This window comes from Agromyces sp. Y558, from assembly GCF_059445415.1.
In genome coordinates this window covers 696,463-720,972 of the sequence record NZ_JCAIUH010000001.1, presented here as the reverse complement: position 1 = coordinate 720,972, position 24,510 = coordinate 696,463, and the positions used below count along the sequence as shown (strand labels likewise).

General features: G+C 64.8%; 29 protein-coding genes and 2 pseudogenes. 15 read left to right on the top strand and 16 right to left on the bottom strand.

The window, feature by feature from the left end; genetic code table 11:
• The first annotated feature begins 83 nt into the window (after window positions 1-83).
• The 7 genes and pseudogenes from AC1C2T_RS03490 to dnaB all read left to right on the top strand — a co-directional run bounded on the left by AC1C2T_RS03490 (window position 84) and on the right by dnaB (window position 6,553).
• Complete coding sequence (locus AC1C2T_RS03490) at window positions 84-1,520, top strand: CCA tRNA nucleotidyltransferase (protein WP_495384270.1); 1,437 nt, start codon at window positions 84-86, stop codon at window positions 1,518-1,520.
• Window positions 1,521-1,762: 242 nt separating this feature from the next.
• Window positions 1,763-2,713, top strand: a complete 951-nt coding sequence (locus tag AC1C2T_RS03485) for a hypothetical protein (protein ID WP_495384269.1) — start codon at window positions 1,763-1,765, stop codon at window positions 2,711-2,713.
• 170 nt (window positions 2,714-2,883) lie between these two features.
• Window positions 2,884-3,246, top strand: a pseudogene (gene rpsF / locus AC1C2T_RS03480) (30S ribosomal protein S6); the annotation flags it as partial.
• Window positions 3,247-3,383: 137 nt separating this feature from the next.
• On the top strand, window positions 3,384-3,917 hold the full coding sequence (locus AC1C2T_RS03475; RefSeq protein WP_495361620.1) for a single-stranded DNA-binding protein: 534 nt from the start codon (window positions 3,384-3,386) through the stop codon (window positions 3,915-3,917).
• 70 nt (window positions 3,918-3,987) lie between these two features.
• Complete coding sequence (gene rpsR, locus AC1C2T_RS03470; RefSeq protein ID WP_022892391.1) at window positions 3,988-4,248, top strand: 30S ribosomal protein S18; 261 nt, start codon at window positions 3,988-3,990, stop codon at window positions 4,246-4,248.
• An 11-nt stretch (window positions 4,249-4,259) separates the two neighbouring features.
• On the top strand, window positions 4,260-4,712 hold the full coding sequence (gene rplI / locus AC1C2T_RS03465) for a 50S ribosomal protein L9 (protein WP_495361621.1): 453 nt from the start codon (window positions 4,260-4,262) through the stop codon (window positions 4,710-4,712).
• Between the two features lie 467 nt (window positions 4,713-5,179).
• Window positions 5,180-6,553, top strand: coding sequence for a replicative DNA helicase (dnaB, locus tag AC1C2T_RS03460; RefSeq protein ID WP_495361978.1), 1,374 nt, complete (start codon window positions 5,180-5,182; stop codon window positions 6,551-6,553).
• Window positions 6,554-6,594: 41 nt separating this feature from the next.
• On the opposite strand, the gene AC1C2T_RS03455 is transcribed toward dnaB, so the two are convergent.
• Window positions 6,595-8,112: a pyridoxal phosphate-dependent decarboxylase family protein gene (locus tag AC1C2T_RS03455; RefSeq protein WP_495384268.1), complete on the bottom strand. Its 1,518-nt coding sequence runs from the start codon at window positions 8,110-8,112 to the stop codon at window positions 6,595-6,597.
• 278 nt (window positions 8,113-8,390) lie between these two features.
• On the opposite strand from AC1C2T_RS03455, the gene AC1C2T_RS03450 reads away from it, so the two are divergent.
• Window positions 8,391-8,813: a nuclear transport factor 2 family protein gene (locus AC1C2T_RS03450; protein ID WP_495384267.1), complete on the top strand. Its 423-nt coding sequence runs from the start codon at window positions 8,391-8,393 to the stop codon at window positions 8,811-8,813.
• Window positions 8,814-8,879: 66 nt separating this feature from the next.
• On the opposite strand, the gene AC1C2T_RS03445 is transcribed toward AC1C2T_RS03450, so the two are convergent.
• Together AC1C2T_RS03445 and AC1C2T_RS03440 are read right to left on the bottom strand one after the other, a co-directional pair.
• Window positions 8,880-9,428, bottom strand: a complete 549-nt coding sequence (locus tag AC1C2T_RS03445; RefSeq protein WP_495384266.1) for an SRPBCC family protein — start codon at window positions 9,426-9,428, stop codon at window positions 8,880-8,882.
• Window positions 9,429-10,059: 631 nt separating this feature from the next.
• Complete coding sequence (locus AC1C2T_RS03440; protein WP_495384265.1) at window positions 10,060-10,698, bottom strand: TetR/AcrR family transcriptional regulator; 639 nt, start codon at window positions 10,696-10,698, stop codon at window positions 10,060-10,062.
• Between the two features lie 51 nt (window positions 10,699-10,749).
• On the opposite strand from AC1C2T_RS03440, the gene AC1C2T_RS03435 reads away from it, so the two are divergent.
• The gene (locus AC1C2T_RS03435) at window positions 10,750-11,487 is read left to right on the top strand and encodes an SDR family NAD(P)-dependent oxidoreductase (protein WP_495385386.1); all 738 of its coding nucleotides are present in this window, start codon (window positions 10,750-10,752) and stop codon (window positions 11,485-11,487) included.
• Window positions 11,488-11,636: 149 nt separating this feature from the next.
• On the opposite strand, the gene AC1C2T_RS03430 is transcribed toward AC1C2T_RS03435, so the two are convergent.
• The gene (locus AC1C2T_RS03430; protein ID WP_495361626.1) at window positions 11,637-11,894 is read right to left on the bottom strand and encodes a hypothetical protein; all 258 of its coding nucleotides are present in this window, start codon (window positions 11,892-11,894) and stop codon (window positions 11,637-11,639) included.
• A 79-nt stretch (window positions 11,895-11,973) separates the two neighbouring features.
• On the opposite strand from AC1C2T_RS03430, the gene AC1C2T_RS03425 reads away from it, so the two are divergent.
• Window positions 11,974-12,579, top strand: a complete 606-nt coding sequence (locus AC1C2T_RS03425; RefSeq protein ID WP_495384264.1) for a GNAT family N-acetyltransferase — start codon at window positions 11,974-11,976, stop codon at window positions 12,577-12,579.
• Window positions 12,580-12,800: 221 nt separating this feature from the next.
• Here the strand turns inward: AC1C2T_RS03425 and AC1C2T_RS03420 are convergent, their stop codons facing one another.
• Complete coding sequence (locus AC1C2T_RS03420; protein WP_495361628.1) at window positions 12,801-13,262, bottom strand: hypothetical protein; 462 nt, start codon at window positions 13,260-13,262, stop codon at window positions 12,801-12,803.
• Between the two features lie 511 nt (window positions 13,263-13,773).
• Between AC1C2T_RS03420 and AC1C2T_RS03415 the strand changes: the two genes are divergently transcribed.
• Complete coding sequence (locus tag AC1C2T_RS03415; protein ID WP_495384263.1) at window positions 13,774-14,148, top strand: hypothetical protein; 375 nt, start codon at window positions 13,774-13,776, stop codon at window positions 14,146-14,148.
• A gap of 117 nt (window positions 14,149-14,265) precedes the next feature.
• Here AC1C2T_RS03415 and AC1C2T_RS03410 read toward each other — a convergent pair whose 3' ends face one another.
• The 5 genes from AC1C2T_RS03410 to AC1C2T_RS03390 all read right to left on the bottom strand — a co-directional run bounded on the left by AC1C2T_RS03410 (window position 14,266) and on the right by AC1C2T_RS03390 (window position 17,854).
• The gene (locus tag AC1C2T_RS03410) at window positions 14,266-14,931 is read right to left on the bottom strand and encodes a GAP family protein (RefSeq protein ID WP_495384262.1); all 666 of its coding nucleotides are present in this window, start codon (window positions 14,929-14,931) and stop codon (window positions 14,266-14,268) included.
• A complete protein-coding gene (locus tag AC1C2T_RS03405) occupies window positions 14,928-15,452 on the bottom strand; it encodes a helix-turn-helix domain-containing protein (protein ID WP_495384261.1) in 525 nt (174 codons plus the stop codon). The genes AC1C2T_RS03410 and AC1C2T_RS03405 overlap by 4 nt, the downstream gene beginning before the upstream one ends.
• Before the next feature lie 144 nt (window positions 15,453-15,596).
• Window positions 15,597-16,484: a S41 family peptidase gene (locus AC1C2T_RS03400; RefSeq protein ID WP_495384260.1), complete on the bottom strand. Its 888-nt coding sequence runs from the start codon at window positions 16,482-16,484 to the stop codon at window positions 15,597-15,599.
• A 789-nt stretch (window positions 16,485-17,273) separates the two neighbouring features.
• Window positions 17,274-17,609, bottom strand: coding sequence for a hypothetical protein (locus AC1C2T_RS03395; RefSeq protein ID WP_495384259.1), 336 nt, complete (start codon window positions 17,607-17,609; stop codon window positions 17,274-17,276).
• A complete protein-coding gene (locus tag AC1C2T_RS03390; protein WP_495384258.1) occupies window positions 17,606-17,854 on the bottom strand; it encodes a hypothetical protein in 249 nt (82 codons plus the stop codon). The genes AC1C2T_RS03395 and AC1C2T_RS03390 overlap by 4 nt, the downstream gene beginning before the upstream one ends.
• 192 nt (window positions 17,855-18,046) lie before the next feature.
• Between AC1C2T_RS03390 and AC1C2T_RS03385 the strand changes: the two genes are divergently transcribed.
• Both AC1C2T_RS03385 and AC1C2T_RS03380 read left to right on the top strand, forming a co-directional pair.
• Window positions 18,047-18,532 (top strand): HIT family protein, encoded by a 486-nt coding sequence (locus AC1C2T_RS03385; protein ID WP_495384257.1) that lies wholly within the window; start codon window positions 18,047-18,049, stop codon window positions 18,530-18,532.
• 283 nt (window positions 18,533-18,815) lie between these two features.
• Window positions 18,816-19,085: a hypothetical protein gene (locus AC1C2T_RS03380; protein ID WP_495361629.1), complete on the top strand. Its 270-nt coding sequence runs from the start codon at window positions 18,816-18,818 to the stop codon at window positions 19,083-19,085.
• Between the two features lie 248 nt (window positions 19,086-19,333).
• On the opposite strand, the gene AC1C2T_RS03375 is transcribed toward AC1C2T_RS03380, so the two are convergent.
• Together AC1C2T_RS03375 and AC1C2T_RS03370 are read right to left on the bottom strand one after the other, a co-directional pair.
• Window positions 19,334-19,465 (bottom strand): hypothetical protein, encoded by a 132-nt coding sequence (locus AC1C2T_RS03375; RefSeq protein WP_495384256.1) that lies wholly within the window; start codon window positions 19,463-19,465, stop codon window positions 19,334-19,336.
• A gap of 141 nt (window positions 19,466-19,606) precedes the next feature.
• Window positions 19,607-20,509, bottom strand: coding sequence for an NADP-dependent oxidoreductase (locus AC1C2T_RS03370; RefSeq protein WP_495384255.1), 903 nt, complete (start codon window positions 20,507-20,509; stop codon window positions 19,607-19,609).
• A 101-nt stretch (window positions 20,510-20,610) separates the two neighbouring features.
• Between AC1C2T_RS03370 and AC1C2T_RS03365 the strand changes: the two genes are divergently transcribed.
• Window positions 20,611-21,102 (top strand): MarR family winged helix-turn-helix transcriptional regulator, encoded by a 492-nt coding sequence (locus AC1C2T_RS03365; protein ID WP_495384254.1) that lies wholly within the window; start codon window positions 20,611-20,613, stop codon window positions 21,100-21,102.
• Window positions 21,103-21,211: 109 nt separating this feature from the next.
• The gene (locus tag AC1C2T_RS03360) at window positions 21,212-21,910 is read left to right on the top strand and encodes a hypothetical protein (protein WP_495384253.1); all 699 of its coding nucleotides are present in this window, start codon (window positions 21,212-21,214) and stop codon (window positions 21,908-21,910) included.
• Window positions 21,911-22,066: 156 nt separating this feature from the next.
• Here the strand turns inward: AC1C2T_RS03360 and AC1C2T_RS03355 are convergent, their stop codons facing one another.
• The 4 genes and pseudogenes from AC1C2T_RS03355 to AC1C2T_RS03340 form a co-directional block, all read right to left on the bottom strand.
• Window positions 22,067-22,723 (bottom strand): HAD family hydrolase, encoded by a 657-nt coding sequence (locus AC1C2T_RS03355; protein WP_495384252.1) that lies wholly within the window; start codon window positions 22,721-22,723, stop codon window positions 22,067-22,069.
• A gap of 160 nt (window positions 22,724-22,883) precedes the next feature.
• Window positions 22,884-23,024, bottom strand: a pseudogene (locus AC1C2T_RS03350) (dihydrofolate reductase family protein); the annotation flags it as partial.
• Window positions 23,025-23,036: 12 nt separating this feature from the next.
• Complete coding sequence (locus AC1C2T_RS03345; RefSeq protein WP_495384251.1) at window positions 23,037-23,678, bottom strand: hypothetical protein; 642 nt, start codon at window positions 23,676-23,678, stop codon at window positions 23,037-23,039.
• Window positions 23,679-23,730: 52 nt separating this feature from the next.
• The gene (locus tag AC1C2T_RS03340; RefSeq protein WP_495384250.1) at window positions 23,731-24,315 is read right to left on the bottom strand and encodes a small multidrug efflux protein; all 585 of its coding nucleotides are present in this window, start codon (window positions 24,313-24,315) and stop codon (window positions 23,731-23,733) included.
• Window positions 24,316-24,510 lie beyond the last annotated feature (195 nt).

Below are 24,510 nucleotides of genomic sequence, written 5' to 3'. Positions count from 1 at the left end.
GCCGAGTATCCGCTCGGCATCCACAGGCGGTCCGGCCTGTCACGAAACCGGACACGCACCGGCGCCCGCTTAATATGGGAGCCATGCAGAGTGTCACGGCGGCCCTCGACCGGCTGGGCGAGCTGGCGGCTTCGCCGACCGTCGCGCGGCTCGCGGGCGCCTTCGAGAAGGCCGGTCACGAGCTCGCTCTCGTCGGCGGCCCCGTGCGCGACGCGTTTCTCGACCGCCCGATCAACGACCTCGATTTCACGACGGATGCGACGCCCGACGAGATCCTCGCGATCGTCAAGCCGATCGCCGAGGCGCATTGGGACATCGGCCGTGCGTTCGGCACGATCGGTGCGAAGATCGCCGGCGAGACCGTCGAGATCACGACGTACCGCGCCGATGCCTACGACGGCGCATCGCGCAAGCCCGAGGTCGTGTTCGGTACGAGCCTCGAAGACGATCTCACTCGGCGCGACTTCACCGTCAACGCGCTCGCGCTCCGGCTGCCGAAGCTCGAACTCGTCGACCCGTCGGGCGGTGTCGAAGATCTCGTCGCCCGAGTGCTGCGCACTCCCGCGGCGCCCGAACAGTCGTTCGGCGACGACCCGCTGCGGATGCTTCGTGCCGCCCGCTTCTCGGCCCAGCTCGGCTTCGCCGTCGATCCCGCCACAGAGCAGGCCATGAGCGACCTCGCAGGGGAGATCGACCGCATCTCGGCCGAACGTGTCAGAGACGAGCTGACGAAGCTGCTGCTGACTCGAACTCCGCGCGGCGGCATCCGACTGCTCGTGGAATCGGGGCTCGCCGAACGCGTGCTGCCCGAACTGCCGGCGCTGTCACTCGAACGCGACGAGCATCACCGCCACAAGGACGTCTACGAGCACAGCCTCACCGTGCTCGACCAGGCCATCGAGTACGAGGTCGCGCGCGGCGTGCTCGACTCCCCCGACCTCGTGCTGCGGCTCGCCGCGCTGCTCCACGACATCGGCAAGCCCGCGACCCGGCGGTTCGAGCCGGGCGGCGCCGTGAGCTTCTACCACCACGACGTCGTCGGCGCGAAGCTCGCCCGCAAACGCCTTCGCGCGCTGCGCTTCGACAACGACACGATCGCGGCGGTTTCCCGGCTCATCGAGCTGCACCTGCGGTTCTTCGGCTACACCGACGGCGCATGGACCGATTCGGCCGTTCGCCGCTACGTGCGCGACGCCGGAGACCAGCTCGAGCGGCTGCACATCCTCGCGCGGGCCGACGTGACGACGCGCAATCGGCGCAAGGCCGACCAGCTCGCCTTCGCCTACGACGACCTCGAGGAGCGCATCGCCGTGCTCGCGGGTGAAGAGGAGCTCGCCGCGGTGCGCCCCGAGCTCGACGGCGCCGACATCATGCGGCTGCTCGACGTGAAGCCGGGCCCGGTCGTGGGCGAGGCCTACCGTTACCTGCTCGAGGTGCGTCTCGACGAGGGCCCCATCGGCGCGGATGCCGCGACCGAGCGGCTGCTCGCCTGGTGGGCGTCGCGCGAAGCGGGCGCCTGACCCCCGTACCCCTGCCCCTCCCTGTACGTGACCCGCGTACCTCACCCCCAGGTTGCCCCTCGGCCAATGTTTCCGTTCGTGCCCGGCGTTTCCTGTCAGGCGGAAACCGGGGGCCCGAACGGAAACACCGGCCGCATGGTCGGAGACGCCGACTCATCCTCGACACCTGTCGCACCTGTTCCGCCGTGCACAACTCGGTTCGAGCCGCAGCTGCGGCGAAGGTATCGCGGGATGCTCGCCGGATGCCGCAGCATGACATGCCGAAACTGCTCCTCGCCCGCGACGCTCGACTGGTGGGCGATGATCTGCGCTCCCTCGAGCCCGACACGGTGAGGCGGTTGCGGCGCGGGGTGTACGTGGCCGCCACTGAGTGGGATCACGCGAAGCGCGAACAGCGCCACCGCATCATGATCGACGCGGTAGCCGAAACTCGCCGTGGAGTGCCGATCTTCTCGCATGTCTCAGCCGCGATCCTCTGGGGCATCCCGATCGTCGGGCGGCACCTGCAGTCGGTGCACCTGATCTCGGCGGGCCGATCCGTTGCCCGGTCCAAGAACGGGGTCGTCTGGCATCACGAACCCATCGCCGACGGCGAGATCGTGGAGATCGACGGACGCCTCGTCACTGGCTACACCCGCACGCTGATCGACCTCTCCCGCACCCTGCCGTTCGCGGCCGCGGTCGCGGTCATCGACCACGGACTTCGCAGGACCGTTCACCCCTCCGGGAGGTCGCGCGACCGGGCTGGGGTGGCGCGCGAAGAACTTCAGGACGCAATCGAAGGGATCCGCGGCAGGCCGGGCGTGCGAGGGGCGCGGACCGCGATCGAGTTCGGAGACGCACGCTCGGGATCACCGGGCGAGTCGATCAGTCGGGCGAACATGCATGTGCTCCGGTTCCCGCCCCCTCAGCTGCAGGCGGCGTTCGATCGACAGGACGGCGGTCGAGACGTGACCGACTTCGACTGGCCTGAGCATCGGGCTTTCGGCGAGTTCGACGGTCTTGTCAAGTACATCAAGGAGGAATTCACGAAGGGCCGGTCGATCCAAGAGATCGTGCTGCTCGAGAAGGAGCGTGAGAACCGGATCCGCAAGCATCGGCCGTTCGGCGCGCGATGGGACTGGCCGGTCGCGGTGAATCCGCAACTGCTGCGGGCGGAGTTGCTGCAAGCCGGGCTGCGTCCCGTTCGGTGAACACGCTGCGGCGAGGCCACCGGCGGGAGAATGGCGCGGCTGCGGGGCATCCGCTATGCTGTCTAGGTTGCCCGTGTGCCGCGTTCTGCGGCCTCCACTTGCGACGTATGCACAACCCTCCTGTTACAGAGATCCTGTAGCCGTTTGAGTCCGAAGGAGGTGGGTTAGTCATGCACCAATACGAGCTGATGGTTATCCTCGATCCCGAGATCGATGAGCGCACCGTTGCTCCCAGCCTCGACAAGTTCCTCAACGTCATCCGAAACGATGGCGGCACCGTCGACAAGGTCGACATCTGGGGACGTCGTCGTCTGGCGTACGAGATCAACAAGAAGAACGAAGGCATCTACGCCGTCGTCGACTTCACCGCCGAGTCCAAGACCACCGATGAGCTCGACCGCCAGCTGAACCTCAGCGAGGCCGTTATGCGCACCAAGGTCCTGCGTGCAGAAGAGGCGATCGCACAGGTCGCCGCGCACAAGAAGGCTCAGGAGGCGAAGGCCGCGAAGAAGGCCGCCGCGCAGGCGAAGGCCGGTGCGAAGGCAGCTGCCGCCGCTCCCGCCGCGGCCGTGGCCGCCGCTCCCGCTGCTGCTGTTGCTGCAGCCCCTGCTGCTGCTGCTGATGCTGCCGCTCCCGCTCCCGCCTCGGCCAAGAAAGACGCCTAGTCCTCATGGCCGGCGAGACCATCATCACCGTGGTGGGCAACCTCACTGCAGATCCCGAGCTGCGTTACACGCAGAACGGCCTCGCGGTTGCCAACTTCACCATCGCGTCCACTCCCCGCACGTTCGACCGTCAGGCGAACGAGTGGAAGGACGGTGAAGCGCTGTTCCTGCGCGCGAGCGTCTGGCGTGAATTCGCCGAGCACGTCGCCGGTTCACTCACCAAGGGTTCCCGGGTCATCGCTTCCGGGCGTCTCAAGCAGCGTTCCTACGAGACGAAGGAAGGCGAGAAGCGCACCACCATCGAGCTCGAGGTCGACGAGATCGGCCCGAGCCTGCGCTACGCCACCGCGTCCGTGACGCGCGCCCAGTCCAACCGTGGCGCCGGCGGCGCCGGTGGTGGCTCCTTCGGGGGTAACACCGGAACCGACGAGCCGTGGGCGCCCAGCACCCCCGCAGCAGCAGCCCCCCAGGGTGGCGGCAGCGGCGGCGATGTCTGGAACACCCCCGGCACGAGCTACGGCGACGAGACCCCCTTCTAATACTCAGCAGGTTTCGGTTGGTCGCTGCGCGACCTCCTCAACCCGCGAACTCAATCAGACAGGAAAGACAATGGCTGGAAAGTCGAGCGGCGATCGCCGCAAGCCGACCCGCGGGAAGGGCGCGAAGAACGCCGCCCCGGCGAAGTCCATCAAGGTCGGTGTCATCGATTACAAAGATGTCGCGACGCTTCGCAAGTTCATCTCCGAGCGTGGAAAGATCCGCGCCCGTCGTATCACCGGTGTCTCCGTGCAGGAGCAGCGCCTCATCGCCCGCGCCGTGAAGAACGCGCGCGAGATGGCCCTTCTGCCCTACTCGGGCTCTGGCCGTTAAGGAGCACGACAATGGCTAAGGTAATTCTGACGCACGAGGTCACCGGCCTCGGCACGGCCGGCGACGTTGTCGAGGTCAAGAGCGGTTACGCTCGCAACTACCTCGTTCCGCAGGGCTTCGCAGTAGCGTGGTCGCGCGGTGGCGAGAAGCAGATCGAGCAGATCAAGGCGGCTCGCGTCGCACGCGAGATGCACTCGCTCGAAGACGCGCAGGCACTCAAGGCCAAGCTCGAGTCGACCAAGGTTCGGCTGGCTGTGAAGGCGGGCCAGGGTGGCCGTCTGTTCGGTTCGGTCAAGACGGCGGATGTCGCGGCTGCGGTTGCGGCTGCCGGCCTCGGCGAGCTCGACAAGCGCAAGATCGAGATCACGGCCCCCATCAAGGCGGTCGGTGAGCACGAGGCGACGGTTCGTCTGCACGACGAGCTTTCGGCGACGATCACCCTTCAGGTGGTCGCGGCGAAGTAACTCGCTTCACAGGTTGACAGGCGGCGGTCTGGGCTTCGGCCCGGGCCGCCGTTTCGTTGTTTTGCGTACACCCGGAGCGGGTGCGCGCGCAAGTCGAGATCGGTGTTTCCTGTGATGGTTGTACACAGGTCGACGCACACACGCCGTCGACTTCCAAAGAAGTTTTCCCTCACAGGTGTGAGTAGATAAAAAACCCGGTCGTGACTGAATTCAACCCGTGTAATTCACCGAATTTCCACAGTTCTCCACAGGCTGAGTGCACACCTTCTACGGCGTTTCGCCCAGTTTGTCCCCAGAGTTATCCACAGGCCAGGTTGTGCTGTGTACAGGGCTTGCCTATCGTGAAGCAGCGACCCTTCCACCCCATGTGCAACTCCCGTGTGTCGGCCACTGTCGGCGGCTCCCGAGACACTAGAGGTGCGGGCGCGGGTCGCTCGCCCGTTCGAGCCGAACCGGAGGTCATGAACTTGTCGATCGCGCACATCGGGCTCGCTGAACCGGCAGACGACGGTGAGGCCCGACGGGGCGAACGCGTTCCTCCTCACGACCTCCTCGCCGAGCAGAGCGCGCTCGGCGGCATGATGCTCTCGAAAGATGCGGTCGCCGACGTCATCGAGACCGTGCGCGGCGTCGACTTCTACGTGCCGAAGCACGAGGTCGTCTTCAACGCGATCCTCACGTTGTACTCGCACGGTGAGCCGACCGACGTCATCGCCGTCACCGACGAGCTCACGAAGATCGGCGACCTGCAGCGTGCCGGCGGCGTGGAGTACCTGCATACCCTCACGAGCATCGTGCCGACCGCGGCGAACGCGGGCTTCTACTCCTCGATCGTGGCCGAGCGGGCGCTGCTCCGCCGCCTGGTCGAAGCCGGTACCCGCATCGTGCAGATGGGCTACCAGGGTGAGGGCGAGGTCACCGACCTCGTCAACAACGCCCAGGCCGAGATCTACTCGGTCACGGGTTCCGTCGAAACCGAAGACTACGTGCCGTTGTCCGATGCCGTGACCGCGGCGATCGATGAGATCGAGGCGGCCAAGCACACCGACGGCAAGTTCACTGGCGTGCCCACCGGGTTCGCCGACCTCGACGACCTGACCAACGGGTTCCACCCCGGGCAGATGATCATCGTGGCTGCCCGCCCCGCCATGGGTAAGTCGACGCTCGCCCTCGACTTCGCGCGTGCCGCCTCGATCACCAACGGCCTGCCGTCCGTGTTCTTCTCGCTCGAGATGGGCAAGAGCGAGATCGCCATGCGTCTGCTCTCCGCCGAGGCATCCGTGCCCCTGCAGATGATGCGAAAGGGAACCGTCGACTCCCGCGACTGGACGACCATCGCGGCGACGCGCGGCCGCATCAACGACGCGCCGCTGTACCTCGACGACTCCCCCAACATGACGCTCGTCGAGATCCGCGCAAAGTGCCGGCGTCTCAAGCAGCGGGTCGGGCTGAAGATGGTCGTCATCGACTACCTGCAGCTCATGACGAGCGGCAAGCGCGTCGAGAGCCGCCAGCAAGAGGTGTCGGAGTTCTCGCGTGCGCTGAAGCTGCTCGCGAAAGAGCTGCAGGTGCCGGTCATCGCCCTGTCGCAGCTGAACCGTGGCCCCGAGCAGCGCGCCGACAAGATGCCCGCGCTCAGCGACCTGCGTGAGTCGGGCTCGATCGAGCAAGACGCCGACATGGTGATTCTGCTGCACCGCGAGAGCGCCTACGAGCGTGACAGCCCGCGCGCCGGCGAGGCCGACCTGATCGTCGCCAAGCACCGTAACGGTCCGACCCGCACGATCACGGTCGCGTTCCACGGGCACTTCTCGCGGTTCACGGACATGGTGCAGGGGTAGGCGGCGCCTGTAGGTTCTCACGCAAGCGACGGTCGGCGCACCTAGGTCGACCACGGAGTTACGCGGCGGACACCTGGCTTTGATCCGGGGACGAGACCATAGCTCTCGGCAAGGGCTTCTCTTCCGTGCTCGATGGCGTCGAAGAGTCTGTCGACGTCGGCTTCGGTGCTTCGATAGCTGGTGATACAGATGCGCAAGGCCGGCCGGCCGGCGACCCGTACGGGACTGATCCATGCCTCGCCCCCGGCGACGACGTGCGAAGCGAGCGCGCTGTGCCATTCCCAGCTCTGATCGGGCCCGAGGGCATCAATGCGCGGATCCACGATGCACACCACAGGCAATGGGCTGGCGTTTACGCGTTCCCAGCCCGAGTCGGAAGCGCGCTGCGCGACATAGCGACTCAGCTCGAAGTCGTCGTCGATCTGCCTTGCGTACCCGACCCGGCCAAAGCTGGCCAGGCTTGCGAAGACTTTCAATCCGATGAGCCTCCGGGACCACTGCATGCTCGTGGTGTAGGGGTCCAACCCCGTTGAGGATTGTGAAGGCATATATGACGTGGTGACGTGAAACGCTTCCTTCACAGCCTCGGCATCACGGCTGAAGATCATCCCCGCTCCCATCGGTACCGACATCCATTTGTGCGCATCAACGGTCACAGTGTCGGCCCGCTCGATTCCAGCAAGCAGGGGACGATGATGATCGGACAATGCGACTGAACCGGCCCAAGCCGCGTCCACATGAAGATGCATGTCGGTCTCCGCCGCGAAACCCCCAAGTTCGTTGAGGGGATCGATGGCTCCAGCACCCGTGGTCCCTGCCGTGCCGACGACCATGAATGGCAGGAATCCAGCGGCGACGTCTTCCTGGTAGGCGCCATGCAGAGCTGGAAGAAGCATGCGCTGCTGGTCATCGACACGAATCAACCGGACCGCGTCGCGGCCCAGGCCGCATGCGTGAGCGATCTTCAACCAGGCGAGGTGGCTCTCAGCTGACGCGTACAGTACGGGACGAGCCCGTGCACCACCAAGCCCGGCGCTTGCGAAGTCGGGGATGAGCCGTGTCAGGGCGACGATAGTTGCCGTGTGATTGGCTTCCGCGCCACCCGATGTGAAGCTTCCGAGGCTGGAGTCCGGCATACCCAGCCGGTCCGAGATGAAACGCAGAACATGCTGCTCCAGGTCGACCGCCGCTGGGGCGTGGCTATACGCAGCGAGTTGCGGATTTATGGTCGCAGTCAACAGATCGGCCGCGATCGCCGGCCATGTAGGAGTGGGATTGAACAGTCCGAAGTACCGCGGATGTGTTGGGTGTACACCCGAGTGCACGAGGTGTGCGGCTGCGTCGGAAAGAACGATCTGCGGATCTCTTGGTGATTCAAAGTCGTACCCTGCCAACCACGATCCAGAGTCACCCCCTGGCGCAACCGGTCCTGCCTCCATGTCTCGAAAGAGCTCCATCGCCAGCCGAGCAGTATGGTCGAGCAACTCTCGCGCCTCAACGGGCCCCATCGAAATCGGGCTCGCATCCGGGTCTTCGATACGTGAATTCACTGTTGCCACTTCCCATCCGTCGCACATGCAGGCAATGTCAACACCCTCTCTGATCAATCTCCTCATCCTCGAAACGGCCTCTGGCGGAGGGCGCTCCTTGGAATCGGCGGCCCATGGGCCACGGCTGTCTGAGTTGCCGCGATCATAGCTCTGTCAACGGAACCGTAATGGCGCTGAGGCGCCGCCCCCTGCACCACTGAACGAGGAGGGGGGCGTTGGCAGAATATCGACGCTCCTTGGCCAGGACGGAGGATTCGCGCGGGGAATGACGTCGCTATCGTCGGCCTATGACTTCGAACAACGACACGTTGCAAACTGCTGACCCGGCCACTCAGGAGGCACTCCTCGAGTCGGTGGATGTGTACTTCCGGCTGTTGCACACCGGCGATGTGGGCCTGCTCGATGAGGTGTTCCATCCCTCAGCGAGCTTGTTCGACGCGGACCAGGGCGCCCTGTTCGAGGAGCCCCTCGCCTCCTGGCGGTCCGTCGTCGCTGCGCGTCAGGCACCCGCGGCTGCAGGTCAACGGCGGGAAGAGGAGATCCTGCTCGTCGATTGGCTGTCCCCGGCGGTCGCGGTCGTCAAGGTGCGGCTGCGGGTTCTGGACGAGATCTTCGTCGACCATCTCTCGTTCGTCCGTGATGAGGAGCGGTTGCGCATCGTGGCCAAGACATGGCACCTGGAACGGGTGGATCCGCGCACGGCCCTGTGACCGGAGGCAACTGTCGCCCGGATTGACGGAGACAGCATTCCCCCCGCCCGACGCGGTGCAGCACGCTTAGGCGTCGGGTGGGGTGGATTCCTGTTCGATCATTGTCCGGAATCGATCGAGGTTGTCGGCCATGCCGCGTGCGAACAGTCGCGGAGCGAGGGCACCGACGATCCGGGCGGGTCCGGGCAGACCCTCCGCCGATATCTCTCCATGCAGCGTGATGGTGGTGCCTCGCGGGTGCGGCGTAAGCATGTAGCGGTAGATGAACGGTGTCGGTCCTTCCACACTGGCCAGGGTGAAGACGTGATCCGGCTCGAACTCGGCGACGTGCGCGACGTTGGTGACCTCACCACCGGGAAGTGCCCGGCGGATCCGGAATCGGGAGCCGAGGTTCACAGGAGGCGGAGTGAGCTCGTCCACGGCCGTGACCGCGGAGTACCAGTCGGGCATCAGTCTCACGTCGACCAATGCAGCGAATACCCGGTGGACTCCGGCGGTGACGTCACGCTGGATTTCAAAACTTCCCATCAGCGTAGTATGCCCGTCGGTGTCGGTGTCGGTGTCGGTGTCGGTGTCGGTGCCGGTGCCGGTGCCGGTGTCGCTACCGGTGACCACGAAACCCGAACCACGGGCACGAATCGTTGCCCCAGTTCCGATCGACCAGGAATCAAGAAGGAGACGGCTGCGGGACGCCCGTAGCGTGATGCTCAAGTACGTGGAACGATCGCGCATCAGCCCGTGTCGGAGAAGTCACGCGCCGAGACTACGCAATGCAGAAGGCGGCTGGCCACTCGTGTCCCTCATGGGGATCCGTCCGGCCGTCCGATCGTCTATGGTCAGGTCCCGGCCCTGACGGTAACAAGTCGGACGATCCCCGTAATCGCGAAGATCGGTCCAATAGTCACGAACAAGACGGCAGCCACTTCAGGTTCCCCGGCTGGTACACGGCATCAGAGACTCTCCGGCCGAACGTAAGCTCGCCGAGCTTCCGAAACTCCTCGGCCCACCGTGCAGGTTTGACCAGAACAGTGATGCCAAGCGCGGTGGACCCTGTTGCCAGGCATATCTGAATGATGCACGACGCGACCGGATTCACACAGTGAGCGCTATCTGAAGCGCTGCGCCCGCCCGCAGTTCGAATGGGGCCCGCCCACGGTCGTGCGCAAGCGGACCCCTTGCGGGCATTCGGTGCTCGAGTGTCGAGTCTGAGAATCGGGACGCGAGCCTCACTGAGGAATCATTCACCTCACCCACGAGACGCCTGACCGCGAAGGGTAGTCAGTGTGTCCCAGCCGACAAGGGCAAGGTCGACGGTGCGGTGGAGGTGGGTCCGGGTGGCACCGTCCCGAGACTCCATCGACATGCCGCGGAGGACTGTCATCAAGTAACCCGCGAGTGCGTCCACATCGGCGCTAGCGGCGACGTCACCAACGTCCACCCCGCGCTGGAGCCGCCGTCGCACCGCGAGGTGATCCTCCTTGCGCAGTTCAAGCACAGCGCGTCGCACCTCGTCATTCTCGGGAGCGCAGCAATTGGCGGCGAAATCGAGCAGGCAGCCAGCGGTGCTTACCTCAGAGGTATAGGCGTCAGCGCTGTCACGGAGCAGCATCTCGACGGCGATCCGCGTCGACTGGGGCGCCGCAAGCCCGCGAACTATGGGCGCCGATTCGGCATTGTAGAGCGCCAGACACTCGTCAAAGAGCGCGCGTTTGGAGCCGAAGGCGGCGTACAAGCTCGTGCTGCCAATGCCGAGCTCAGCGGTGAGGGCGCTGATCGCAACGCCCTCATAGCCGTGCCGCCAGAACAGATCGAGGGCCTGCCGCAATGCCTGGTCGCGGTCGAACTTTCGCGGGCGACCGCGCTTGGGTTGACTGGCGGTCGTCATATTTGCAAGCATACTTTATGCAGTGATCAATACATAAACGCTGGAGGCTTGATGATGAATGCAGACTCGGTGGCTCTCGTTACCGGAGGCAGTCGCGGGATCGGCGCGGCAATCGCGGAAGAACTGTCGGCCCGCGGCATTCGAGTGGTGATCAGCTATCGCAGTGGCCGCGACGCGGCGATGAACGTGGTCGACCGCGCCCGCAGGGCCGGGCGGGAGATAGTAGCTATTCGCGCCGACCTCAGTACGCCGGAGGGCCCTGAGGCGTTGGTCACGGCTGCGCTCGAAGCCTTTGGCCGTCTCGACATCGTGGTGAACAACGCCGGGATCTTCCCCACCGGTGCTCTCGAGGATCTGAACGTCGCCACGATCGATCAGACCATCGCATTGCACGTGCGGGCACCTTTGATGATCGCCCGCGCTGCTGCTCGTCACCTGCCGGACGGCGGTCGCATCGTCAACATCGGCACTTGCTTCCTCGAGCGCACGCCATACGAGGGGTTGGCTCTGTACGCCGCCACGAAAGCATCGCTTCTCGGGCTCACGCGAGCGCTCGCTCGCGACCTCGGCCCCCGTGGTATCGCCGTGTCGCTCGTCAACCCCGGCAATACCGACACCGACGCGAATCCCGCCTCGGGGCCTGACGCGGAGATCGAGCTGCCGTACATGGCGATTCGTGCCTACGCTGCACCGCACGACATCGCCCTCGCGGTCGCGCACCTCTGCGGTCCGGCCGGCCGCTTCATCACTGGCTCCGCGATCTCGGTCGACGCCGGCTACGCCGCGTGAAGGTGGGGCCGCGTCGCGGAACCCGACCAACTACTGCCGATCCATCTCGGCTCGAAGCCGCGCTCCGAGGTCTCTGAGACTCGTAGCGTGTACGTCGAACCGCTCACCAGGAGCAGGCGCCTCGGCATTCGAGCGAGGCACGTATGCGGTCAGCACGTCAGCAGCCTTTTCCGCCCGGAGGTCGCACGGGTGGCCGTGAACATCGTGACCGCGAGCGTGCTGAGACCCTCGCGGAGCACGTGCGGAAACGGCATGCCGAGATGCGCGAGCGGGACCACGACGGCCACGACGACGGCGGCGTAGACGAGGCCGACCAGCAGCGTCGGCAGGAGCTGAACGGAGCTCGCGGACCCGAGCGGCAGCGTCAGGTACGCGACGAGGGTGAGGGCGGCAAGTGCCCACTGCACCCGTCTCACTCGGGAGCACGTTGGGTTTCGGGTCGACCGTGCGCCTCCTCGGTCTGAGGCGCCCCTTAGACTCGGCGGCGTGAGCGAGCGCCCTGACTTCCGCATCCCCTTCCAGTTCGAGGAGACACTCACCGAACGCCTCCGGCTCCGCATCATGCGCGAGGCCGACTTCGATGACATCCTCGACTACCAGTCACGGGCCGACGTCTGCGAGTACCTCCTTTACCATCCGCGCGATCGCCGGACCGTCGCCGCGAGGATCGCGACGTGGTCGCAGCAGTCGACCCTCGCATCCGACGGCGACTTCCTGGAACTCGCCGTGGAACGCAGGGATGATGCGCGCGTGATCGGGGATCTGTACTTCAGCCTCAAGCGCGCCGAGCACGGGTGCGCCGAGATCGGCTGGGCGTTCCACCCCGACCACTCGGGCCAGGGCTACGCGACCGAGGCGGCGACGGAGGTGCTTCGGCTGGGATTCGAGTCCATCGGCCTGCATCGCATCGTCGCCGAGGTGGACCCGCAAAATGCGGCATCCGTCGCGCTCTGCCGTCGACTCGGAATGCGCAAGGAGGCGCACTTCGTCGCCAACATCTGGTTCAAGGGCCGCTGGGCCGACACGGATGTCTACGCTCTGCGCGAGACCGAGTGGGATGCCCGGAACCATGCAACGGTCGACCCGACGTGAGTCGCGAGCGAGTACATCGGTGGAACGCTGTGTGAGGACTTCCGGGTCCCGCCGAGGTGCACCTGTCTGGCTATGCCTTGGAAGCTCAGGTTCTGACGCGATATCGGAGATGCACGACGCGGTTCGGAATCGGCGCTCATCGAGGCGCCCGGGGTCGGCGCGTACGCCGGTCGGCAGCCCTGCATTGCCCCGATGAGTTCTGGTCTCTTCTACTGTGTGAGTCATCCAGGACTAGATGGAGCCCTCGAAGCGAACGGAGTCAGCCGGATCGGGTCCAGCCCAATCGGCTTCACCACAATTTCGAGCGGCTCTCCATCGCAATTCGCAACGAACGCTATCCGCACACCATCGCCGGGCTCGATTGTGGGCGGGAGTTTGATCGTGAGGTCGTATCCCTCAGGGACAGGTTTACCCCTAAAGGGAACATCCCATTCGAGAGTGCTCACGCCTCCGACGGACTCGAAGTCGCCCTGCAGGAAGTGAACTGGCTCTACTCCGATATTCTCAACGTGAAGACCAAACCCGCAGCGGCCATCCCAATTCTGGAACAGCGTCGCCGTCGCCCGGATGGGTCCTTGCTCGGCCTCAACTGAGGGTGTGCAGCCGACGAGCAGCAGCGCGAGACTCACCCCCAGGCCCACCATCGCGGCCCCATGGAGCGGTGGCCTCGGAGCATCACGCATGAAGCAATCATGCCCCAGCGTTTGCAGTGCATAAACGACCGTTGTCTTGGCGACGCGCGGACGAGTCAGGGACTCCCGCTTCCGACCCCGGTGCCACGCGAAGCACCCGCCGCAGAAGCACGCCCCATCGCCTCAGCATGAGACGCATCTCCGTGGGCCTGCGAGTGATGCTCGCCAAGCGAACGATTCCGGCGCTCGCGGACGACTAGCGTCGTCACGACGGCAGCGAGCACGACGACGACAACCAGCGCCACAACTACCCACTCCATAGTGATCCCCCGCTTCAGTTGGACACACGCTATCGCAGCGGGCGTCGTGCCGCTGTGGTGACGAACAGATTCAGATCGCCGCAACTTCGGAGGTCAGAATCGATCGATATTGACCGCACGACCATTCCTTTGTGGAGTGCTCGCATCAAGGGTGGTCGCGTACTCCTATGCTGGGCGACGTGGGCAGAGCAATCGGAGTGGCGTTTGGAGTGGATGGAGCACGATATCGTCCAGACCGAGCAATGACAGGCGTGGAGCGTCGCCGGCGGGGCAGCGCGTCGACCACGGGCACGGAAGGTTCTGGCGTCCTGGCCACGCGCAAGCTGGTCGGGCTCGTCTTCGGCTCGGGAATCGTCCTTCCGGTGGTCATCGGGGCGTACCAGTTGTTCATCGGCGGGTTCGCTGGCGCGTTCGGGATTGACTCGCCGTACAGCAGGCAAGAGGTCGAAGTTTGGTCATGGATCTACCGCATTTGGACAACGCTGGCCGCGATCACCATCCTGACCATCACCATCCGGGAGCTTAGCCATCGCCGTAAGCCCATCACCGGAATCGTCATGCTGATCATGTCCGTTCCCGTGCTCTACATCGCCTGGTACGCACACGTGAACGTCTAACCGACCGACTACGTGCCAGATCTGGCGTAGCCACAAACGACGGTTTGAGAGCATGGTCAATGCCGATCGTTCCGGTCGGTGGAGTCCTCGTCCCTGCCGATGGCTTGGCGCCAGCCGTTAGAGCAGCCAGAACGGCACGGACGCCACCGCAACACCGAGCAGCGTGAGGACGATGGCTGCGGGGATCGACCGTTTTACTGTGCCGGTGCCGAGTCGGTCGACGAGTCGTTGCAGTCGTTCGCGCACCCGAGCACCGTTGGTGAGGCCAACCGCGAGCAGGATGAGGCACGGGAGGCAATAGATGACTGTGTAGCCAGCCAGGATCGCCAAGCCCACACCGAGCGGTACTTCTGTTGCGACCATCCGTTCGATAGCGATGAAGTAGGGGAAGGCGTTGGGCAGATCCGCCGCGGTGAGCAACACACCGAACGGTAGGGCCGTCCAGGGACTGAACCAGGAGGGAAGTTCGATGGCCCGCCGCGGCCGATCCCGCAATCGACGGATACCGGCGACGACGAGGGCTATCCCGCCTGCACCGAATGCGACGAACCGAAGGCCGATGACGATGCCGTCGACCGCGCCTGCGGCCGCACCCGCTGTGAGGAACAATGCGGTTCCCGCGACGAAGACGGTCAACGCTGCCCCTAGGACCGCAGCCCCTGCGACGAGCGCGGGTCGGCGCGGAGCGGCAATGAGCACGAGAGTTACGGCGACGATCGTGGCGGGGTTCAGCGAATCGAGCAACGCCAGCCCCGCGATGCCGGCGACCAGTGCCCCCGTCATCGAGCTCTCTCCGAAGAACTGTGTTCGCGTGTCAGGAATCTCAGGAGGTCGTCCACGGTCTCGTCAGCGGCTTCGAGTCCGACCAGCGCATTCGTAACGAGCGCATCACCGACAAGGCGAATCACGTGCGCCCGGAGCGTGTCTCCGACCTCGGCTGCGATAAGCGCCTCCCACCGCGCGATCGCGGTCTTCGCGTCAGCCAGCAGCGGCCCGAAGTCGTCGTCGGTTGGCCGGAAGCTCGAGGCGAGGGCCTGCATCAATGCCCGTTCGCTACCGTCGGGCAGCGACAGTTCAAGCCACGTTCGTGCTGCGGTACCCGCCGTCGCGGCCGCAGCCATCGCGGCTTCGACTTCATCGAGGGACTGACGTGCCAGCCCCGCGACAAGGGCTGACCGCGTGGGGAAGTGGTGTATCAGCCCGCCCTTTGACACCTCCGCGGCCTCAACGACCGCGTTGAGGGAGGGCACCGCGCCCCTTTCGAGGGTCAGCCGGCGTGCGGTTTCCAGAATGTTCGAGCGCATAGCGGTCACAATAGCAAAGAACCGACCGACCAGTCGGTCGGACCCTCGGAGTGCGATTGGTGCTGCACCGAAAACGACGGTTTGAGAGCGTGGCCACTATCGGTCGTTTCCGATCCGGCTGCGCACAGCGGCCAGGGGTGCTCGTCAGGAATCAGGGCACTGGCCGGCCACCCAATCCCGAGCCACCGATTGCGATGATGCATCGCCGTGACCCAACACACGGTCGGGCGCCAACGGGCCTTCGTAGAAGTTGCCCTCGCGATCCCCCATCAAGGCGAACGACAGCGTCACTTCAGCACCGTCCGGAAGCTCGAACCCGTCGTTCACCGTCGTGAACCCACCGGTCGCGGAGCCGAACGTCGTTACCCCCTCCTGCCCCGTGAACGCGATGAGCACCGATTCACCGGCGCTCGCGGTCGTGGCGCTCTGAACGATCCCGATTGGCCGCATCGTGAGCTTGGTCGGCTCTGCCGGCAGCTTTCCCCAGACCTCTTCCCCCCATGAAACGGTATTCGCAAGTACAACGACATCGCTCGTGGAGCCGTCACGCTCGCGGAACTTTTCCACGACGCCGTCGTCGAGCAAGGGGCTCAAAGCCACGAGCATCACCCGCAGGTCACCCCCGGTGTTGGCATTCACGTCGATGACCCATCCGCAGGCGGACTGCGCACGTTGCGACGTGAATATCTCGGCCGCCGCCTCGAGATACTGATCGATCTCGCTCTGGTTCGCGCTGGAGAACCCGGGGACCACAACGGTCGCTACCGAGCCGTCGTAGCTCACCGTGGGAACCGGCACGTGGCCCGACCGATATGGCCGCTCCCACGCAGCGACATCGATCGGTGTCGAGAAGAAACTGTGGGTGCCACCCGCGACGGTCGTCAAATGAGAGAGAGTCCGATAGGTGTCGGGGATGGTGTCCGCTGAGTAGAGATCTGGGAGGGCCTCGGCGACGGCCGCGTCCCACTCGGGAGAATCGGCGTAGTACCCCTCATCAAGCCCCGCAATGGCCTCATCGACATACTCACGCACGCTCACCTCATGAGCGCAACCGCTGCCGCTCAGCGCGAGCAGCCCCGCGAGCCCCACAAGCGCTACACGTCGAAGATGCCGCAAAATCACACCAATCCGCCCCTGGGCCCGCCACTCGTCGGCTCGGCCGCCGGGTCGAGGGTGCGGCGGAGTAGGTCGCGCTCCGATGCGGTCATTGCGAAAGACTATTGGAAGCCGCAGCATCACGTTAGGAAGCGACGTCGAGCCTTGGTCACAAACGACCGTTTTCGACTGCCGTTCTGCGCCGTTCGCGAGTGTGACGACTGGATAACACCTCACGGCCGCGGCACTGTGGGGCGCGTCCGTTCGCCACAATCGGATATGAGAACCATGTTCTCGTTCCGCCGGTGCCGCGGTCGCCGCTTTGCTGTTGGTCGGCCCACCGCTGTTGGTTCTCTTCTTCGCTAGGCCTGATTAGCGGCCTAGGAGGAACTGAGCGGACGGCTCCGGCCGGTGCGGCTGTCCCGACTACCGCCCCGCAATAGCGATCGTTGCACTTATCGTCACTGTGATCGGTGGGTTGATCGCGGGCCTAGGTTCAGCGGAACTCGCGTTCTCCCGAACATTCCAAATTGGACTAACAGCCGCAATGGCTGGAGCGCTTCTCGGGGCGACGACGATCTCCTACTTCGCCTTCCGTCCCCCGCTGGGCACGCTCCTTTAGCGCTCAGCGGGCTGTTGACTCGGATCCGCCACGAGACCAACACACGCGCAGAGTCGAGCACTAGACGCCTCGCGCGAGCCCAATGCCGGGTTCGGATCAAGCGGCTAGATCAGAATGTAGCCCGATGCGATCACGGCCATGATGATGGCGGTCACGCCAGCGAGCGCAACCGCGATCATGGCTGCGGTGAGGGTGCGGTGACGCCAACCTACGGGCACCAAATACGTAAGCCCGATTCCGGCTGCCGCGACAATCACGGTTACCGCTCCGCCCGCGAGTGCTGCAGATTCCCGAGCGTCCGGCAGACAACTTGGTGGTGCTGGCGCAATCGCCGGGCACACCTCTGGCGTTAACGTGACAAGAGCGAGCGCGACGATAAAGGCGGCGGCGGTAGCCACCGTTGGCTGCCATGCCCGGCTCGCGTGGTCGATTGAGGTCATTGACCGGTTGGTGCCTCGAGGAGGGTGCTCACGTCGATCGGCACGTTGCTGCCGCGGTACTCCACCGTTCCGTCTGGATGGATGACGGTGCCCACTTCGAGCCGCACATTCTGATCGGGCACCGGCTCCGCCTGGTTCGGTGCAGCGGGGGCCAGGTCACCTTCTGGTGACACCGAGCACCCAATTACACCAATCAAGACGGCCGCAGTCGCAGCAACACCCATTCCCGCCCGAAGAATCGCCATGTTCGGACCGTAACGCAGCAAGGGCGGAGGAGTATTCACAATCCGATAACGCGCCTCGAATACCACGGATCTTCCGCATACTCCGCAGCTGGGGCGGCCGGGCTTTGTCGAAATTCGGCTAAGGGACTTCCCCATCAGAATCTGACATGCCCGCTCCCGTCCTTGCTCCTGACGGGCGTGGGATGATCGTGTGTGCTTCCGCCTACGCATGAGCCAGCCGGATACTCGTGTCCGTTCTGCAGACTTCAGCAAGGTCTCTTCAACGAGCAAAACCTGCCGTCCGACCTCGTCGCAGTGACAGAGCGTGCGTTCGCACGTATCGCCCCGAAGTGGTGGCCAGGAAACCCTGGCTCGGTGCTCGTGATTCCGCGTGTGCACGTGGAGAACATCTACACACTGCCGCCTGCATACGGGTATGCGGTGTGGGAGCTTACGCAGCGGGTTGCAGGGAGCATTCGCGCGTCATACGAATGCGAAGGTACGTCGATCCGACAGCACAACGAGCCAGTCGGGAACCAAGACGTGTGGCACCTTCATGTGCACGTGTTCCCGCGCCACGAGGACGACCGCCTATATCAGCGACACGAAGAATCAAAGTGGGCTGCTCCCGTCGAACGGGAGCCGTATGCGTTGAAACTGAGGGATGCCTTGGGCATGCCGTACACGTTCAGCGATTAACGGGGATGCAGCGAGCGCCGGCGTACGAATACGCCGGTTTGAATACGCCGGGTCACCAGTAGAAGATGAATCTTCGCATTGATTGCGAACCGGCCGGTCGGTCCCTCAGAATCCGCCGTACCCCTGCGGGCGTTTTCACCAACTTTGCTTGCTGGCCGTTTCGCGGACCGCCCTTCGAGCCGCCTCTCTCGTCCGATCGTGGCCACACGGGGAGCATCGGGCGGTCGCCGCAGCTGGACGAGCAGCGTGGGTCTCACGGGCCGCGGACACGAGATAATGAAGCATGTCCTACTCCGTCGAACGCCCCTCCAATCCGACTGCCTGGGCCGCGTTCTGGTTCGCGCTGGCCGGCCTCGTGCTCATGCCCATCCCGCTGTTCATCGGGCTGATCCTCGGCGGTGGCCTCTCGATCGTCGCCGCAATCCTGGCCGTGATCGCCCTCCTCAAGGGGCTCGCGCGCAGCGGCAAGGGCATCGCGCCCGTCGTGTTCGCCGCGATCTTCATCGCGCTCACGTGGGGCGGCATCTCGGTCGGCGGCGGCACCGTCTGGTAGGTCGACCGGCGAGTGGTTCCTGCTCATCAAACGGACTCGGTCGAAGTAGTCCTCGCGTGGGTGGCCCGAGAAAAGGGCGAGCGGCGGTCCGAGCTGTTCGTTGAATCCGTCGACCACGCCGAATCACGCGATCAGGGCTGGATCGTTCGCCGCAACCTCATCCGGCTGGCTGGCGATTTCCGCCCGCGAGGCACCTCGGTCACCTTTACGTTCACTCAAACGGACTGACGACCCCTCCCGCGCCCGTTCTATGACGAGTCGCGGCGGGCCGTCTCCCAGTACTCCAAGCTGATCGAGTCGTTCGGCAGCTCACGCTTCACGTTCTCGTAGAGGCGTTGGCCTTCCTTCTCGTGCTCATCCCGAGCCTTGCCGTCGGCCACCCGGTCATGTAGTCGAAGTCTTGGTTGAAGGTAGCCGCCCACGCCCGGAGTTCGGCGGCCAGCGATGCAGGCAGCTGCGGATCGTTGTCGGCAGCGGCAGCGGCAGCGGCCGTGGCGGTTGGTCGCCGACCTCCATGCCGGTCAGGGCTGTGTGATGACGACCTTGCCCCTGCGATTCCCGGCCAGGGTGTGCGCCTCGACGACGTTGGCCAAGGAGAACTCGTGGTCGACGCGGGGCGTGTAGAGCCCGTCTCGCCCGAGCGCGGCTGCGTACCGCAGGAGGGCCGAGTCGTTGCGGGCGTCGACTTTCCTGAGGCCGAGTTGCGCAGCACCCTGGTCGTCGATGACGGTGACGACCTGGGAGGTGTCCCCAACGATGCTCAACAGGTCTGGCAACGAGTCGGAAGGGGCGGAATGCAGGGCTGCGTCCACGCCGCCGGGCGCGAGGACGGCCACACGCTCGGCCAGCCCCGGGCCATAAGTCGTCGGGAGAATGCCGAGCGACTCCAGGTATGGATGGTTACTCTCGCGCCCCGTGCCGATGACGGTGGCGCCGGCAATGAGGGCAAACGCTGCGGCGGCGCTGCCTACGGCACCTGAAGCGCCCTCGATGAGGAAAGTTTTGCCGTTCAGGTCGCCCAGAGCTTCGATAACACCCGCTGCGGTGGCAGACGCGAGCCCTGCTGCGGCGGCCTGCGCCGTCGACCAACCCTCAGGGACGGTGCTCCATGCAGTGAGAACCGCGAACTCGGCCATTGTGTCGCTGATCCCACCCAGACCGAACACCACGTCACCCACCTGCGTGTCTGTCACATCCGGACCGACTTCGTCAACGACACCGACAGCGTCCCGGCCAGGAATGGCGGGCAGGGTCAGGGGTAGGAACTGCGCGAGATGGCCGGCGCGCAAGAGAATGTCGATCGGATTCACACTCGTGGCGTGCACCTTGATCCGAACCGAACCCTCACTGGCATGAGGTTCCGGCGCGTCCTCGATAACGAGAACGTCGGGGGCTCCGTACGAGTGGTAACGGGCAGCGCGCATAAAAGTTCTACCTTCTGGTGAGCCTGATGCAGCAAGAGCTTGCTGCGGAAAGTAATACTACCCGGATTCCTTTCCGCGGCAAGCAACGGTACTATGTGGTCATGTCTGCAGCAGATCGCCTCTCGCCGCAGCAGGACCGGACATGGTCGTTGCTGGTGGGCGTCATGATGTGGCTGCCCGCGGAACTGGATACCTACCTGGAGCGGTCCGCGCATCTCAGCCACGCCGAGTACGGGGTACTGCGCTGTTTGTCGCTCTGCGAAGACCGCGAAATTCACATGAGCCGCCTGGCTGCCACCGCCAGGGTGACACCGTCGCACCTGTCGCGGATCGTCGGCCGGTTGGAGAAACGGAGCTTCCTGACCCGCAGCACCGAACCGACGGACGCGCGAAAAACCCTCGCGAGGCTGACGCAGGCGGGGGCGCGCCTCGTAGACGAGGTGGAGCCCGGTTACGTCGCGGAAGTCCGTACCCGAGTGTTTGAGCTTCTCGAGAACCGGCAGCTGGACCAGCTGGAGGACATCGCGGAAGCCATTCTCACCCCGCTTCGAAGCGACTGCATAAACCTCCTACCACCTCGATCAACTCGCTAGGCCGCCTGGAAGCGCCGCGAGGTGGTGCTCGATACACGATCCGCTTGTGGGCTCGTCGAGCGGTACGTGGCCCTTGCGTTTGGCAGGAACTATCCGAAACCGTCGAGTCATGGATGTTGCCGGAGTGCTGCCCGAAGACGCGCCTGACCCGCGGTTGGAAACCGGGGCACGTTTGCGCGACATGCCATTCCTAGTAATGGGCCTCGCCTCGCAGCCATCAGCCGAAGATACCGGCGCTGTGAGCATCGGTGAGACCACAGACGCGACGGGTCGATCACATCTCTCGGTGAGCATCACGTACACGCTCTGGAGAAACCCGGCCGACCGCACTGACCCCGCCAATCTTGCAGAACTCGACGAGCAAACACGGTCAAGTCTCGACAAGACCCCGCCCTGGCCGCGCCCAGCCTGGCTCATCGAGTTCGCCGAGAAACTGCGTTACCCAATGCTCTGGGAAGCGGTGCGAACCACGTGGAATCGCGACCCTTCCGAAAGCACGACGCTTTCCCGACTGCTCGTCGATCACACCAACTACATCCTCATGAACCGGTTCCGCGCCGACCATGGAATCCCGCATGCCACCGTCGCTGACCCCGCATGGGCTGTGAAGGAATCCGCCGTCGACACCGCCGCCACGCTAGAGATCAACGGCGTGATCACGCCAGCGGTCCGTATCGACACCGACCCGTTCGTCTATGCCATCGGCGCCCAATTGCGACCAGACGTCGCCACGACCGTCGTCATCGCCCGCGGAGACCTTCCGCATATCCGTCTAGCCCTGACTACTCGATCCGCACCCAGCGACTGACGGCCAAGCGCCGGTAGTAGATCCCTTGCGGGACAATTCGATGCTCGAGTGTCGAGTCTGAGAATCCAGACCCGAGCTCAATGAGACCGGTGTAGGAATCCGCCACTTGTGGTGGACTCACGGGCAGGGCAGGGCAGGGCAGGGCAGGACTGCGAGCTACAGAACGAGCTGGAGCACGAGACTCAGGCGCTCGTCACCTGGATAGCGCAGTGGGGGCAGAAGCAGGGTCACGATGCCGTGCTCCACGGCGGTCCCATCCGGGCGCGCGCGATCGCCGACCATGACGGCCTGTGACGGAGCAACGTCGAGTGAGGCTAGCGCGTGTTCGTAAATGGCAGGATTGGGCTTCTGTGCCCCAACTTCAAAGGACAGTGAGTACGAGTTGATCGCGTCCGCGAGACCGACACTCGCGAACGCCGGGCGGATGTCGAAATGGATGTCGCTGACGACACCGATCAGGATGCCAGCGCGCCTGAGGGCACGAATCGTCGGGACCGCGTCGCGGGCGAACGGGTTGCGGGCATGGTCGAGTTCGGAGACGTAGAGGGCTTCTGCAAGATTGTCGTCGATGCCGGCGTCGGAGAATACGTCCATGAATGCTGTGCGGTGCAGAGAGGCGTCCGTGTCGAGTCCCGGCGCATCCATCCGGTCCTCGTCACCGTTGCTTTCGCGGAGACGCGTTGCGATCTCCGAGACGGTGTTCGGGTCGTGGGCTCGGCCGGTGCGTCGCAACCCGTCCGTCACCCATTCATTGAGGGTGGGGGCGACGACGAGGGTGCCGCGCCAATCGAAGAGGACGGCTCGAGTAGGCACATTCCTAGCCTACCGAGCGCGTTTTCTGTAGGGATCCGCCATCTCTCGTGGAATCAGAGCCCTCGAGTCGACGCCAGGTACCGTGGAATCGCGGCCCTTGATGCCACTTCGTCGACAAGTAGACCCCGGAGCCGGTTGAGCTCAGGACGGCCGGCGGAACTCAGCGCTTGGTCGCATACCTGGTCAGGAGCACACCATCGGGAAACGTCCGGGTCTCCACCAGGTTCAGGTTGACCCGGTTGTCCAAGGCCGTGAGGAACGGCGTGCCGCCGCGCGCCAGGACCGGGTGGGTGACGATCGCGCCATCGGTGCTCTAGTCACCACCGTCGAAGAATCCGCCGTCGAGGATCCAGTTGTAGCGCAGCCGGAGTGCACGCTCGGTGCTCGCCGCGAGCGTTGCCACCACGAGCGAGATGTTCGCCCACGCCGCGAGGCGGAAGGGGCTCGCGAACGTGCCGACGCTCTCCGCGATGGGCGGGACCTGCGTGATCTGCTCGATGATCTGCGGCACGCCGAGCACGAGGGCGACCACGAGCACGCTCACCGATGCGATGCCGACGGCACGGCTCAGCGCCGGGTTGGTCCGTTCCAGGCGGGCACGCCGTCCCTCGGCCGAGGCGGGATCGGGCACAAGCTGCCGTTCCGACCCGTCGTGGGTCACATAGTGGCAGCGCCTGAGCCCGAAGCCGCTGACCACGACCTCGATAGTGCCACCTGGCACCGCGAATGCCGCAGGGAGCTTCGATATGGCTTCGTTGACACCGTCGCGGTAGAGCTGCGCGTGCACCACGCCGTCCGAATCACCCCCGTGCCGGACGTCGACGGACCAGGTCTCCGGAGCGCCACCCTCACCAGCGAGGCGCAGATGAAAGAGGGAGCGTGAGAACATCTGCCACCAGCGATAGCGCGGTAGGGCATGGCCGTCCCCGGGTTTCACCGTCTCGTTGCGTGCCATTTGTTCCTCTCAGATTCGGGGAGCAGGAAGTCGGTGATTCCCCCTATGTGGCTCAGGCCCCGACGACGAAGGTGAGAGCGGCCCAGATCGACACGGTGGTCACGGTCGTCCAGAGGAAGATCGCCACCGCCTGCCAGAGCAGCACCCAGCCGCGGGGGGTTCCGCCGGCGACGAGAATCGCGGCGGTGAATTGCGTTGGGATCGCGAGGGGGCCGAGGATGCTCGCGCCGGGGACGCCGAAGCGGACGAGCCACCTCTTGAAGCGCTGACGGCCCTTCGACTCAAGCTTGGCGGGTGCCGTCTCCTCGAATGCAGTGGCCCACTCGTCACCCAGGGAATCCGGGAGCCCCGTGGCGCCCGCCGTCGCCTTGACGCGCACCCTGCCGCGGTTCGCGACCGCCGTGCGAGCCCGCGACGTGAGAAGCACCACGAGGACCACGCAGATGAAGTTGCCGATTGCGGCGGCCATGCCGGCGACGATGGGATTGAGTCCGCCGGCGATGCCGATCGTGGCGGCGAGTTCGCCCTCGATGAATGGAACGGCCCCTGCGAGCATCACGATGAAGGGCTGGATGATCTCGGGTACCTGGGTCACAAGATCCTGGAAGTTGCTGATGAGTTCCTGCAGAGGGTCCACTTCGCGATTCCTTTGCTGCGTAGGGTCGTACGTCGAGCGGTTTTGGATTCTGTTCCCAGTAGAAACCGTGTTCTCAGCACACGGTCAAGCCGTGAGCCCTCACTTGCGATGAGCCCCTTGACTGTGTGCTCGGAACAGGGTGTGAGCTACATCTGCACCCGAAGTCGGCAATCGGCCGCAGGCTCCGTTTCGAAC